The organism is Haloarcula salina (genome assembly GCF_010119195.1).
Taxonomy (GTDB): Archaea; Halobacteriota; Halobacteria; order Halobacteriales; family Haloarculaceae; genus Haloarcula; species Haloarcula salina.
Genome location: NZ_WRXL01000001.1, coordinates 809,877 through 823,778 on the forward strand (window position 1 = coordinate 809,877; position 13,902 = coordinate 823,778).

The window sequence follows — 13,902 nt, forward strand, 5'->3', positions numbered from 1 at the left end:
TGAGCGAAACTCGCGTCCAACGTCTGCCCGCTTGATATGGGGTCGGGCCGGACGGGCAACCAATGAACGAGAAGCTGCTCGCGGTCAGCGGCGTCTGCGCCCTGGTGTTCGCCGGCGGCGTCCTAGCGTTCGTCGCCGGCGTCGGCCCGCTCCCCGACGGCGGAGACCCGGTGTCGCCGCTCCCGACCGAGACGCCGACAGCAGAGCCTGACACGGCCGCCGGAGACGAGAGAACGGGGGGTGGCGCACAACAGCCCTCGGCGACCGAGCGCGGGACGGAGCGTGTGCCACCGTTCGTGTTCGCCATCGACGCCATCGAGTCCTGCGGGCGGACCTGCCGCGACGTGACCTCCACGCTGACGAACCGCCAGGACCGGACGGCGACGAACGTCACGGTCTCGACGCGCATCTACGCCGGGAACGACACCGGCGGCGAACCGGTCTGGTCGGGGACCGAACCCGTGGGAACGCTCGACGGCGGCGACGCCTACACCGCGACGCGCCGCGTCGAACTGTCGTACCGCGACGGCTTCGCCATCCAGCGAGCCGGCGGCTGGATAACCGTCCAGACCACCGTGACGACGGCCGACCGGACCGTCACGCTCACCGACCGGCGCAACGTCGGGTGAGCGGGCCGTCCATCGCTATCGAGGGGGCGACGCCGCGACCGCGCCGCGTCTGAACGTTTTTATCCCGGGGCGCACCTACCCCGGTACGATGACTACGACCGGCCCGGTCCCCGCACTCGCCGCTCGCGCGACGGCGTGCGCCGACCGCCTCCGAGCGGCCGACCGCGTCCTGCTCGCGTCCCACATCGACGCCGACGGGCTGACCAGCGCCGCCGTCGCCACGACGGCGCTGTCGCGGGCCGACATTCCAGTCGAGACGGTGTTCAAGAAGCAACTGGACGCGACTGAAATCGCGAGCATCGCGGCCCGCGAGTACGCCACCGTGCTGTTCACCGACTTCGGCTCGGGCCAGCTCGACGTGATCTCCGAACACGTCGCCGCGGGCGACTTCGAGGCCGTGATCGCCGACCACCACCAGCCCTCGGACCCCGCGGACTGCCACCCGGACGCCGTGGTCGACACAGACGGCTACGCCGACTTCGACACGCACCTCAATCCACTGCTGGAGGGCATCGACGGCGCGTCGGAGCTCTCGGGTGCCGGCGCGGCGTACGTCCTCGCCCGCGCGCTCGCTGACGGCGACACCGACAACCGCGACCTCGCCTCGCTGGCCGTCGTCGGGGCCGTCGGGGACATGCAGGCCGTCGGCGGCGAACTGGTCGGCGCGAACGCCGGACTGGTCGAGGAGGGGGTCGACGCCGGCGTCGTCGAGGAGGGCACCGACCTCTCGCTGTACGGCAAGCAGACCCGCCCGCTCCCGAAGCTGCTCGAGTACGCGACGGAGGTCCCGATCCCCGGCATCTCCAACGACGAGGCCGGCGCGACGCGCTTCCTCGAGGGCCTCGGCCTCGATCTGAAGGCCGACGGCGAGTGGCGGACGTGGGCCGACCTCGCCGACGACGAGCGCCAGACCGTCGCGAGCGCGCTGGTCCGTCGGGCGGTCGAGCGCGGCGTCCCGGCGGACAAGATCGAGACGCTCGTCGGGACGACCTACACGCTGCCGGCCGAACCCAGCGGGACGGAATTGCGCGACGCCAGTGAGTTCTCGACGCTGCTGAACGCCACCGCTCGGTACGAGCGAGCTGACGTGGGGCTGGCGGTGTGTCTCGGCGAGCGCGACGCCCCCCTGGAACGCGCCCGGAGACTGCTCGCGAACCACCGCCGCAATCTCTCGGAGGGGCTGACGCTCGTGAAAGAACGCGGCGTCACGCAGGCCGGGGCCGTCCAGTGGTTCGACGCCGGCGACGCCGTCCGGGAGACCATCGTCGGCATCGTCGCCGGGATGGCCCTCGGCACCGACGGCGTCGACTCCGAGAAGCCCATCATCGCCTTCGCCAGCAAGGACGACGCGGAGACGAAGGTGTCCGCGCGCGCGACGGGGCCGCTCGTCGGCCGCGGCGTCGACCTCTCGGCCGTGATGCGCGAGGCCGCCCAATCGGTCGGCGGCGACGGCGGCGGCCACGACATCGCGGCGGGCGCGACCGTGCCCGCAGGCGAGGAGGACGCCTTCGTCGAGGCCGCCGACGAGATTATCAGCGACCAGTTGTCGTAGCAGGGCCGGCGTGAAACGCATCGCTCGGTGAGAGCGGGCGGCGATCTCACTGTCGCCGAGTATCAGCAATAATATTATACGTGTCGTTCTCCGATACCCACCAGATGGACTCTCGGGGCCTGTTCGACATCGCACTGGTCGCCCTCGCGGGGATACTGGCCTACACCGAGACGTTCGGCTTCGCGAGCCCGCGGGCCACGCTCGAAGAGATACTGGCCATCGTCGCGGGCCTCGACGTCCGGGTGTACCTCGTCCTCGGAGGCGTCTTCGGCATCTGCTTCGTCGCGTACCTCACGGTGTACCTCCCGCAGAAGGACGCCCGGACCATGCAGCGCTAGTATCGGGCCATCTTTATTCCCGGCCATCGACCGTCCGGGCAATGACGGAGTTCGATCCCGAGAAGTTCGAGGACAAGTACGCGAACTACTTCCCGGAGCTACAGAAGGCGTACAAGAACGCCTTCGAGCGGATGAACGATACCTACGACTCGGAACTGGTCCACGCCATCGACCAGCAGATCCTCAACGAGTCCGAGCCCTTCTACGAGGACGGCGAGTTCACCGTCGAACTGCCCGAGAACCCCACGGACCGCCTGACGGCGATCATCGTCGACGACGAGAAGCTCGACGCGGTGCTCTCGACGTACGTCGAGGAGATCGAGGCCGAACTGCGCCGCGTCTTCGGACTGGACGACTGAGCGGCCGACGACGCGATCGGAGCGGCGAGGTGACTTCGTGCGAAAAATGAGAGCGGCGCGCTTACTCGTCTGGCGTGGCCGTCGCCTCGGGCGTCGCCGTCGATTCGGGCGTTGCAGGTGACTCGGGAGTCGGCTGCGGTGCCGGCGCGCCGCCGCCACCGCCGATGGTCGTGCCGCCGCTTCCGGGCACGGTCGCGCCGGGGCCGGACTGCGACGGACCGGCCGGCTGGGGCGCGTTCGCGGGGGACTTCTGGCCCGAGACGAGGAAGTCGAGGACGTTCCCGACCAGTTCCTCGTTGTCGGCGCGGTAGAGGTACTCCTGGCTGATGACGTTCGTGTCGCCGACGGCGACGACGGGGCCGGACCGAGCGACGACGCCGTAGGTGTCCTGTCGCCGCGTCTGTGAGAGGGTTGTTCGCTCGGTCGCCGTGACTGCTTGCTCGCCGCCGCTGACCGGAATCGCCGCGTGGAACACCGCGCGGTCGACGCCCTCGGTGAGCGCCGAGTCGCCGGCCGGCGTCGCGTAGACGCTCCGGTAGTTCGTGTCGTACTGGTGCATGTTGTACAGGTAGCCGTTCTCGTAGGCGAGGCCGTACTGGCTCGCGATCGGGGCCATCGGGCTGGTCACGCCCTCGCTACCGAGAGAGATCACGATGCCCAGGCCAGCGGAGGTGGCCTGTGATGGCTCGTTCAGCAGCAGGACGCGACCGCCGGCGTCGGTGAACGCCGACAGCCCGTCCAGTTGGCTCTCGGTGTAGTGCCGCTGGGCACCGACGACGACGAGGGCGTCGGCCGAGCGCAGCGAGGCGTTCAGCGGCCGCCCGCCCTGTCGTTCGCCGACGTGATAGCGCACCGTCGCGCCGTTCTCGGTCAGCGTCGAGACGAGCGGCGACAGCTCTTCGCGGTCGATGCTCGCCGAGTGGGCTGTGTCGATGACGACGACCTTCCCGTCGGCGTCGGCCGACATCGAGAGCGTGCCGTTCTCCGCCGGCACGTCTGCGACGGCCCCGTCGCTGTTGAACGACTTGGCGTCGACCTCGGAGACCGCGGGGGCCGACTGGCCGGCGGAGCCGACCAGCGCCGTCCCGACGGCGGCCGCGACGACGACCACGGCGGCGAAGAAGCCGACGCGGGCGACCGTTCCGGTGAGCGCCATCTCAGGCACCCCCCTGTGCGCTGCTGTTGTAGACGACCTGCTGGTGCTCCGGGGTTCCGTAGATCATGAGGAAGTGGACCGAGTCGACGCCGCGGAACGTGTAAGGCGCGCGCTCGGCGGCGGCGGCGGTGGCGTTCTGTCCGGCCCCGTTCGAGCCGGCGAGCAGCAGCAGGCTCTGGGGCTGTGCGGGGTTGCGGTACGTGACCTGGTACTCCGAGAGGCCGGCGGCTTCCGCCGCGCCCGCGATGGCGGCTTCGAGGCCGCCGATCTCGTCGGCGTAGCCGGTCTGGACCGCTCGACCGCCGGTGTAGGCCGACGCCTCGGCGACGGTCTGACGGGAGACCGTCAGCCGGTCGCCGCGCTCGGTCACGACCGCGCCGACGAACGAGCGCTTCATCGATTCGAGGCTGGCGAAGTACTGGTCGCGCGTCATGCCGCGGTGGGCCTTGTCCGGCCCGGTCGTCGCGGCGGAGCTCAGCCCGTCACCGGGGACGGTGCCGATGACGCCCACGTGGCCGACGAGGCTCGCCGGCGTCACGTAGATGCGGTCGCTCGGGACCGCGGTGTAGTACGCGCCCGAGGCGGCGTACTGGCCGACGCTCGTGTACACCGGCTTCTCGGCCGCGAGGCGCTTGACCGCCAGGTACATCGACTCGCTGGCGGCGGCGCTCCCGCCGGGGCTCGACACCCGCAGGACGACCGCTTCGACCGATTCGTTGCTCCGGAGCGCGCGGAGTTCCTGAACGGTGCTCTGTGCGCTCGAACTGGTGATCGTCTCGTCGACGTTCACGACCGCGACGTACTGGTCGTCGGTCGCGGCGACCGACGCCGCGTACGGAACGATCGCGGCGGCGACGAGGAGGGCGACGACCGCGAGGACCGTATACGAACGGAGGGCAGTCGCGACCCGTCTGTCGATTGGGTTGTTCATGGGACCACATTCGTCCGCTGCAACGACTGGCTAATAAAAGGGCTGCCTGAACTGCAGAGCCAGCAGTCGGTTCGCCCGACGCGGAGATGGGAAGGTTCGTTAGTATCGACCTGCAACCGTCGGCCATGGACAAGCGCAAGCCCCCAGCCACCGAAGAGGGCTGGTACGCGCTGCACGACTGTCGGAGCATCGACTGGGACGCCTGGCGGGACGCGCCCCAGCGAGTCCGCGACCGCGCGCTCTCGGAGGGCATCGACTTCCTGGAGGCCTACGAGGCCGTCGAGGACGCCGACGAGGGACAGACGGCGGTGTACACGGTCATGGGACACAAGGCCGACGTCATGATCCTCCACCTGCGGCCGACGATGGGCGACTTAGACGCCGCCGAGCGCCACTTCGAGCAGACCGAGTTCGCCGCCTTCACCGAGCGGGAGTACTCCTATCTCTCGGTGACCGAGGCCTCGGGCTACACGGAGAAGTCCCGCGAGTACTTCGAGGGCGAGGTCGACGACGACTCCGGCCTCGCGCAGTACATCCAGGCCCGCCTCCACCCCGATCTGCCCGACGACGAGTTCGTCTGCTTCTACCCGATGAGCAAGCGCCGCCAGCCCGAGCAGAACTGGTACGACACCTCCTTCGAGGAGCGGGCGGCCCACATCAAGCGCCACGGCGACATCGGCCGGGGCTACGGCGGCGACGTGAACCAGATGATCGCCGGCTCCATCGGCTTCGACGACTGGGAGTGGGGCATCACGCTCTGGTCCGACGAGATGCGGAACATCAAGGAACTGCTGACGGAGATGCGCTTCGACCCGTCCTCGTCGAAGTACGCCGAGTTCGGCCCGTTCTACGTGGGCCGGAAGTTCGACCCGGCGGACCTCCCGGCCGTCCTGGCCGGCCAGCGCGTCCCGACCGACTCGAGACCGGCCGCGGCTGAACCGGACGCCGGAGCCGCGACGGCGAGCGCCGCGGAACACGACGGCGGGCAGGGCGCGCACGGACACGCCGGCGGCGACGCCGAGGGCCACGGCAGCGCTCACCCCGGAAGCGCCGGGCAGGGCGACCATCCGCACGCGGAGGACGCCGCCGAGGACGCCGACCACCCGAGCGGCTCGGGCGGGTCGAGCGGCGGCCGGCCGGACGTTTCGGCGGACTTCGAGGAGGTCGACGACGCCGTCCAGCGCGTCGGTCGGCTCGGCATGACCGAGGGCGAGGACTACGACGCCGGCGACTACGCGCTCGTGTTTCAGACCTCGGCGGACGCGGAAGATGTCGTCGACGACGTGTCTGACCTCGCCGAGAGCTTCGACCACTACGACCGCCACGTGACCACGACGGTCCGGGCCGACGGCGGCCAGACCCATCTCGTCAGCCTCTGGACCGCGAAGGACGCCGCCGAGACCGCCGCCGGGTTCCTGAGCGACATCGACGGCGTCGAAGAGCAGGTCGGCGGCCCGCTCGGTGCGAGCGACGACGACGGCGAGGAGGGCGACCACCGGGCCGCCGAGTCCTCCCAGTCCATCCGCGACCAGCTCGAAGCCGAGGGCGTCTACGCCGGCAAGCCCCACGGCGAGGACGTGTACGCGCTCGTCGTCTACTCCGAGGCCGACGCCGAGACGCTCGACGGCGAGGTCGCGGACCTCCGGAGCGCCTTCGAGCGCTACGACACGCACGTCCGAACGACGGTCTACGGCGGCGACGTTTCCGCCGTCGCGTCCCTGTGGGAGACCGAGGACGCGGCCGAGACCGCGAGCGGCTACCTGACCGACCTCCCCGGGGTCGTCGGCCGCGCCGGCGAGGGCGACGGCTTCGGCACGATGGGGATGTTCTACACCGTCAAGCCCGAACACCGCGAGGACTTCGTCGAGAAGTTCGCGACGGTCGGCGACCTGCTCGAAGAGATGGACGGCCACCGCGAGACCTCGCTGCTCGCGAACACCGACGACGAGAACGACATGTTCATCGCGAGCCAGTGGGACTCGAAGGACGACGCGATGGCGTTCTTCCGCTCCGACGCCTTCTCGGACACGGTGAGTTGGGGCCGCGACGTGCTCGCTGACCGACCACGACACGTGTTCCTTGCCTGAGCAGGTCGCTCGTCGCGAGGCGGTCACGCGTGGCTGACGCACCGAATCACCGATCCCGGGCGAGTCTTCCGGATTATCACACATGATATATAAGGGAGAGTCTATATCCCGATCCAGAGGGTCGGTTCGCTTATGGTGTCGGTCGTCGGCTTCGTTTTACTCGCGCTCCACGTCGTCGCCGTCGTCGGCAGCTTCGGCTTCGCGTGGTACTCGTGGCGGCGGGCCGACCACCCCGTCTCCGACCGGTTCGCCTGGGTGATGCTCGCCGACGGGACCTGGGCGCTGTTGGCGCTGTTGGAACTGGTCGGTCCGACGGATGAGCTATCGGTCTTCTGGATGACGCCGATGGCGCTCGTCGCCCCGCTCGCGGCGGTGTGCTGGTTCCGGTTCGTCGTCGAGTACACCGGTGACAGCGAGCGGATTCCCGACGTACTCGAGCGAGTAGCGGTCGCACACGCGCCCGTCTACGCCGGCCTCTACGCCCTCAATCCGTCGGACATCGCCTACAGCGCCCGCGACGTGGCCACCTTCGCCGGACTGCGCCTTCCCTACGCGACGTTCGGACCGCTGGTCGTCGGGGAGCTACTCGTCCTCTATGGCATTCTGGGCGTGAGCTTCGCGCTTCTGGGCCGCTTTTTCATCCGCACGCGGAACCTCTACCGCAAGCAGACCGGCGTCATCTTCGGCGTGACGGCGCTGGTCGTCGTCGCGAACGTGGCGTACTTCACCGGGCTCTCACCGCATCCCCGACTCGACCTCACGCCGGTGTTCTTCGCCTCGCAGGCCGTCGGCGTCGGCGTGGCGCTGTACCGGTACGACTTCCTCGACGTGGCGCCGCTCGCGGCCAACACGCTCCTCGAAGACATGGCAGATCCCGTGTTCGTCGTCGACTCGAAGGGGCGGGTGGTCGACTACAACGCCGCGGCCGGAGAGTTCGTCGAGCAGACGCGCCAGCCGACGCTCGAAGACGTGGCGATCCCGGACCTCGCCGCGGCCATCGACAACGGCGACCGATCGGGAGCGTTCGAGGGGGCGGAAGTCACGACCGCGCTCCGCGCAGGTGGTCGCTACGTCCCCGTGACCTACGACGTTCGGACGACCCCGGTGACCGACCGCTACGGAATCGTCCGCGGGAGGGTGATCGTCCTCAGAGACGTGACCGAGCGGCGGGAACGCAAACAGGCGCTGGAGGATCAAAACAGGCAACTCGAATCGTTCACGGGCATCGTCAGCCACGACCTCCGTAACCCGCTCCAGGTCGTCAGCGGGAAGATCGAACTGGCCAGACAGACGGGGAATCTGGACTATCTCGACGACGCCAGCGACTCCGTCGTGCGGATGGAGCAGATGCTCGACGACCTGCTCCAGCTCGCCCGTGAGGGCCAGACCATCGGCGAGAAGACGGAGATCGACCTGCCGACCTGTTGTCGCGAGGCCTGGGCGGCCGTCGGGACGGACGGGGCGAGGCTCGCGATCGAGACCGAGATGACGGTGCTGGCGGACCCCGACCGACTGCGACAGGTCTTCGAGAACCTCTTTCGGAACGCCGTGGAGCACGGCATGCCCGACGAGCGACCGACGGTCGGGCCTGGCGGCGAACCGGCGTTGACAGTCACCGTCGGCGAGACGGAAACTGGGTTCTTCGTCGCCGACGACGGCCCGGGCGTCCCGCCGTCGGAGCGCGATGCGGTCTTCGACTTCGGCGTCACCACCGTGGAGGATGGGAGCGGCTTCGGCCTCGCCATCGTCGACCGCATCGTTCGGGCCCACGGATGGGACATCGCGTTGACGGCCGAATCCGGCGGTGGCGCGCGCTTCGAAGTGACGATTCCCTGCCCGGAGCCGTCAGGGGTCTGAACCGGCCCACACGACAGCCTGCGGTATCAGCTCCCAAGCATGACGCGGGACCCCCGGCTCGCCGGTCGGTCGCGCGAAAACGAGACGGCGCTCAGTCCTCGGTCGACGTCCGGTCGAGGTCCTTCTCGCCGAAGTAGATGTCGGCCCCGTCCTGGGCGACCTTCTCGGCGAGGACGGCGCACTTGACGCGCATCGGCGAGATGTCGACGCCGAGCATCTCCGTCACGTCGTCGCGGTCCATGGCGTCCAGTTCCTCGACGGTCATCCCGGCGAGCTTCTCCGAGAGCATCGAGGCGGAGGCCTGCGAGATCGCACAGCCGTCGCCCCGGAACGCCACGCGTTCGATCGTCTCCTCGTCGTCGTCGAGGACGACGTCCATCCGGATCTCGTCGCCGCACATCGGGTTCTCGCCCACGTGCGTGAACGTCGGCTCCTCGATCTCCCCGTAGTTGCGCGGGTTCTTGTAGTGATCGAGGATCTGCTGCCGGTACATGTCTGAGCCACCGATACCCATTGGTGTTACCGGATACGGCTGTCGGCCGGAAAAGGCTTCCTCTCCGCTTCGTCCTGCGGCCAGTGGCGTCTCCGCGAACGCGAGGGTCCTCCCGAGTTGCGCGTGGCGAGAGATACCAAAGAACCGTTCTGAGGGGATATTCTGGACGGTCACGGTCCGCCACTCGGCGACGCGGCCCGTATCGAAAGCGGAGACGACAGTATCAATTGTGCTGAGAAAGCTTGACAAACGAAAAAGAATGGTTTTGCTGTTACCAACAATCCCTTTCGGAGTTAGACAATTTTAACAGGGGAAAGGAACAATAGCCTCGTGATGAACCGAACAAATCAAGACTGGTGGCCGAACCAGTTGAACCTCGACATACTCGATCAGAACACGCAGGACATCAGTCCGTACGACGAGGACTACGACTACGCCGAGGAGTTCCAGAAGCTCGACTTCGAAGCGGTCAAGGAAGACCTCAGAGAGGTGATGACCTCCTCGCAGGACTGGTGGCCGGCCGACTACGGTCACTACGGTCCGCTGTTCATCCGGATGGCGTGGCACAGTGCCGGGACGTACCGGACCATCGACGGACGCGGCGGCGCCGCCGGCGGTCGACAGCGCTTCCCGCCGCTCAACAGCTGGCCCGACAACGTCAACCTCGACCGGGCCCGCCGACTGCTCGAACCGATCAAGCAGAAGTACGGTCGACAGCTCTCGTGGGCCGACCTGATCGTCCTGGCCGGCAACGTCGCGCTGGAGTCGATGGGCTTCGAGACGTTCGGCTTCGCCGGCGGCCGCGAAGACGACTTCAAGGGCGACGACGCCGTCGACTGGGGCCCCGAAGACGAGTGGGAGACGATGTCCCCGGAGCGCTTCGACGAGGAGGGCGACCTCAAGGAGCCCCTCGGTAACACCGTGATGGGGCTCATCTACGTGAACCCGGAGGGTCCAAACGGTGAACCCGACGTCGAGGGGTCGGCGAAGAACATCCGGCAGGCGTTCAGCCGGATGGCGATGGAGGACGCGGAGACGGTCGCCCTCATCGCCGGCGGGCACACGTTCGGGAAGGTCCACGGGGCCGACTCCGGCGACAACCTTGGTCCCGAGCCCGAGGCCGCGCCGATCGAGGAACAGGGCCTCGGCTGGGACAACGAGTTCGGCGAGGGCAAGGGCCCGGACACCATCACCAGCGGCATCGAAGGGCCGTGGACCCAGGCACCGACCCAGTGGGACATGGGCTACGTCGACAACCTGCTGGAGCACGATTGGACGTCGGTCAAAGGCCCCGGCGGTGCGTGGCAGTGGGAACCGGTCGGCGACGAACTGGAAAACAGCGTTCCCGACGTCGAGGGCGCACCGGACTCGGTCACCCCGATGATGCTGACCACGGACATCGCCCTCAAGCACGACTCGGACTTCCGGGCGGTCCTCGAACGCTTCCAGGAGGACCCCGCCGAGTTCCGGGAGGCGTTCGCGCGAGCGTGGTACAAGCTGATCCACCGCGACATGGGCCCGCCCGAGCGGTTCCTCGGTCCGGAGGTCCCCGACGAGGTGATGCTCTGGCAGGACCCGATCCCGGACGCGGACTACGACCTGATCGGCGACGAGGAGGCCGCCGAGCTCAAAGCGGAGATCCGCGACTCGGACCTGACCGTCCAGCAGCTGGTCAAGACCGCCTGGGCGGCGGCGTCGACGTACCGCGACAGCGACAAGCGCGGCGGTCCGAACGGCGGCCGCATCCGCCTCGAACCCCAGCGGAGCTGGGAAGTCAACGAGCCGGCCGAACTCGAAACGGTCCTGGAGACCCTCGAGGGGATCCAGGCGGCGTTCAACGACTCCCAGCCGGACGAGACGAAAGTCTCGCTGGCCGACCTCGTCGTGCTCGGCGGGAACGCGGCCGTCGAGACGGCCGCGGCGGACGCCGGCTACGACGTCGAGGTCCCGTTCGAGCCCGGCCGCACCGACGCCACGCAGGAGCAGACCGACGTGGAGTCCTTCGAGGCGCTCAAGCCCGACGCCGACGGGTTCCGCAACTACATCGGCGACGACCACGACTCCTCCGCAGAGGAACTGCTCGTGGACAAGGCCGACCTGCTGAACCTCTCGGCGGCCGAGATGACGGTTCTGGTCGGCGGCATGCGGGCGCTGGACGCGAACTACCAGGGCTCTGACCTCGGCGTCTTCACCGACCAGCCGGGGACGCTGACCAACGACTTCTTCGAGACGCTGCTCGACATGAGCTACGAGTGGGAGAAGCCCGAGGACTCAGACGACGTCTTCGAACTGCGCGACCGCGAGACCGGCGAGGTCGAGTGGCGGGGCTCCCGCGTCGACCTCATCTTCGGCTCGAAGGCCCGACTTCGGTCCATCGCCGAAGTCTACGCCGCCGACGACGGCGAGGAGCAGTTCGTCCAGGACTTCGTGGACACGTGGCACAAAGTGATGACGCTCGACCGCTTCGACCTCGAGTAACACCGCACGCTCCGTTTTCGCCTCACTCGTTTCGCGCGCCGAAACCGCTTTTTCGAACCGCTGACGCGCCTACGCGAACAGCTGACGCGCCGGGCGAGACGACGTCTCGCTGGCACTGTACTCACTGCGTTCGTGCAGTACGTCGTCGGTGGCATCGATCAGCTTGTCGACCTCCTCGCGCGTATCGTGAGGCCACGTTTTCACCGAGAAAGCGCACTTCAGTCGGTCCCGAAACGAACGATCAGGCGAACAGCTGACGCGCGTCGTCGATAGCCTCGATCAGCTTGTCGACCTCCTCCCGCGTGTTGTAAACGTAGAAGGAAGCGCGCGCGGAGGCCGGGACGCCGAGCTTGTCGTGGAGCGGCTGGGTGCAGTGGTCGCCGGCGCGGATGGCGACGGCGGAGTCGTTGAGGATCGAGGAGAGGTCGTGGGCGTGGACCGAATCGAGGTTGAACGAGACGAGGCCGCCGCGCTCGACGCCGGCCGGCGGGCCGAGCGCCGTCACGTCGCCCTCGTCGTCGAGGCGCTCCAGCGTGTACTGGGCGAGTTCGTTCTCGTGGCGGCGGATGTTCTCCATCCCGATGTCGTCGAGGTAGTCACAGGCCTCGGCGAGCGCGATGCCCTGACAGATGACCGGCGTCCCCGCCTCGAACTTCCAGGGGAGGTCGTTCCACTTCGAGTCCTCGAACGTGACCTTGTTGATCATCATCCCGCCGTAGAGGTACGGCTCCATCTCCTCCAAGAGGTGCTTCTTGCCGTAGAGGACGCCGATGCCGGTCGGTCCGGCCATCTTGTGCCCCGAAAAGGCGAGGAAGTCGGCGTCGATGGCCTCCACGTCGACGGGGCGGTTCGGGACCGACTGCGCGCCGTCGACGAAGATGTAGGCGTCGTGGTCGTGGGCGATGTCGGCCAGTTCGGCGACGGGGTTGACGGTCCCGAGCGTGTTCGAGACGTGGACGACGCTGAGCATCGCCGTGTCGTCGGTGATGATCTCCCGAGCGTGGTCCATGTCGAGCGTGCCGTCCTCCTCGACGCGGATGTACCGACAGGTCGCGCCGGTCTTCTTTGCGATCTGTTGCCACGTCACGAGCGAGGCGTGGTGTTCCATCTCGGTGAGGACCACCTCGTCCTCGGGGCCGAGTTCGTTCAGGCCCCAGGCGTAGGCGACGAGGTTCTCGCTCTCGGTGGTGTTCTTCGTGAAGACGATCTCCTCGCGCTCGCCGGAGGCCCCGATGAACTCCGCGACGCGGTCGTGGGCGTCCTCGTAGGCGATGCTGGCCTCCTGGCTGAGCTGGTGGAGGCCGCGGTGGACGTTGGCGTTGGTCGTCCGGTAGTAGTCGGCGATGGTCTCGACCACCGGCTCGGGCGTCTGCGTGGTGGCCGCGTTGTCGAGGTACACCACCTGCTCGCCGTCGAACTCCCGCTGGAGGATGGGGAAGTCCTCGCGGATTCGCTCGACGTCGAGCGCTTCGGATTCGGAGTGTCCCATTACCGACTAACAGGGACTCGACGGGCAACATTCCTTCGGTTCGCCTAGACTCGGTCGCAGCGGCGGTCCGGTCAGCGGTCACTCCGACGCCCGCTCGGCCGCCCTCGCGTGCTGTTCGCGGTAGGTCTCGAGCCGGTAGTTGTCCCAGACGAGGTCGGCGAGGACGTGGGCGTACAGGACGACGGCGGTGAACAGCGCGAGCGGTTCGGAGACGAGCCAGAGGGCACCGACCCCGAGGCCCCCGAGGGCGTGGTGGCTCAGGAGGCGCTGGAGCGGCCAGAGGTCGAACGGATCGAAGATCTCGTCCTGTCCGACGACGACGAGGCGCGGGTTCCGGAGACACCGACGGAGGGCGGCCCAGTCGCCGGTCTCCAGCCGGGCTACCAGGAAGTGGTCGATGTCGATTGCGACGCCGACCACCACCGCGTAGGCCAGCGCCGCCCACCAGGGGAGCGGCAGCGAGAGGCCGACGACGCCACCGGCCCCGACGACGGCGGAGACGACGGCGTGGTCTCTTGAGTACATACGGACCG

The 13,902-nt window shown here is 68.2% G+C and carries 12 protein-coding genes; 7 read left to right on the plus strand and 5 right to left on the minus strand.

Annotated elements, in window-relative coordinates:
- Positions 1-62 precede the first annotated feature (62 nt).
- The 4 genes from GM656_RS04205 (at position 63) to GM656_RS04220 (ending at position 2,878) form a co-directional block, all read left to right on the plus strand.
- Positions 63-629: a hypothetical protein gene (locus GM656_RS04205; RefSeq protein ID WP_162412392.1), complete on the plus strand. Its 567-nt coding sequence runs from the start codon at positions 63-65 to the stop codon at positions 627-629.
- Positions 630-717: 88 nt separating this feature from the next.
- Positions 718-2,181 carry a single-stranded-DNA-specific exonuclease RecJ gene (locus tag GM656_RS04210; RefSeq protein ID WP_162412393.1) on the plus strand — a complete coding sequence of 488 codons (1,464 nt, stop codon included), beginning with the start codon at positions 718-720 and terminating at the stop codon, positions 2,179-2,181.
- Positions 2,182-2,285: 104 nt separating this feature from the next.
- Positions 2,286-2,519, plus strand: coding sequence for a hypothetical protein (locus GM656_RS04215; RefSeq protein ID WP_162412394.1), 234 nt, complete (start codon positions 2,286-2,288; stop codon positions 2,517-2,519).
- Positions 2,520-2,560: 41 nt separating this feature from the next.
- Entirely contained in the window at positions 2,561-2,878 is a 318-nt protein-coding gene (locus tag GM656_RS04220) for a DUF5783 family protein (RefSeq protein WP_162412395.1), read from the plus strand.
- A 61-nt stretch (positions 2,879-2,939) separates the two neighbouring features.
- Here the strand turns inward: GM656_RS04220 and GM656_RS04225 are convergent, their stop codons facing one another.
- Complete coding sequence (locus GM656_RS04225; protein WP_162412396.1) at positions 2,940-4,034, minus strand: DUF4350 domain-containing protein; 1,095 nt, start codon at positions 4,032-4,034, stop codon at positions 2,940-2,942.
- Position 4,035: 1 nt separating this feature from the next.
- On the minus strand, positions 4,036-4,965 hold the full coding sequence (locus GM656_RS04230) for a S49 family peptidase (protein ID WP_162412397.1): 930 nt from the start codon (positions 4,963-4,965) through the stop codon (positions 4,036-4,038).
- Positions 4,966-5,090: 125 nt separating this feature from the next.
- On the opposite strand from GM656_RS04230, the gene GM656_RS04235 reads away from it, so the two are divergent.
- A complete protein-coding gene (locus GM656_RS04235) occupies positions 5,091-7,052 on the plus strand; it encodes a heme-binding protein (RefSeq protein WP_162412398.1) in 1,962 nt (653 codons plus the stop codon).
- Positions 7,053-7,184: 132 nt separating this feature from the next.
- Complete coding sequence (locus GM656_RS04240; RefSeq protein ID WP_162412399.1) at positions 7,185-8,909, plus strand: sensor histidine kinase; 1,725 nt, start codon at positions 7,185-7,187, stop codon at positions 8,907-8,909.
- A 91-nt stretch (positions 8,910-9,000) separates the two neighbouring features.
- Here GM656_RS04240 and sufU read toward each other — a convergent pair whose 3' ends face one another.
- Positions 9,001-9,423, minus strand: coding sequence for a Fe-S cluster assembly sulfur transfer protein SufU (gene sufU, locus GM656_RS04245; RefSeq protein ID WP_162412400.1), 423 nt, complete (start codon positions 9,421-9,423; stop codon positions 9,001-9,003).
- A gap of 312 nt (positions 9,424-9,735) precedes the next feature.
- On the opposite strand from sufU, the gene katG reads away from it, so the two are divergent.
- Positions 9,736-11,880, plus strand: a complete 2,145-nt coding sequence (gene katG / locus GM656_RS04250; RefSeq protein ID WP_162412401.1) for a catalase/peroxidase HPI — start codon at positions 9,736-9,738, stop codon at positions 11,878-11,880.
- Positions 11,881-12,121: 241 nt separating this feature from the next.
- On the opposite strand, the gene GM656_RS04255 is transcribed toward katG, so the two are convergent.
- Positions 12,122-13,369 (minus strand): aminotransferase class V-fold PLP-dependent enzyme, encoded by a 1,248-nt coding sequence (locus GM656_RS04255; RefSeq protein WP_162412402.1) that lies wholly within the window; start codon positions 13,367-13,369, stop codon positions 12,122-12,124.
- Between the two features lie 78 nt (positions 13,370-13,447).
- Positions 13,448-13,894 carry a hypothetical protein gene (locus GM656_RS04260; RefSeq protein ID WP_162412403.1) on the minus strand — a complete coding sequence of 149 codons (447 nt, stop codon included), beginning with the start codon at positions 13,892-13,894 and terminating at the stop codon, positions 13,448-13,450.
- Positions 13,895-13,902: the final 8 nt, after the last annotated feature.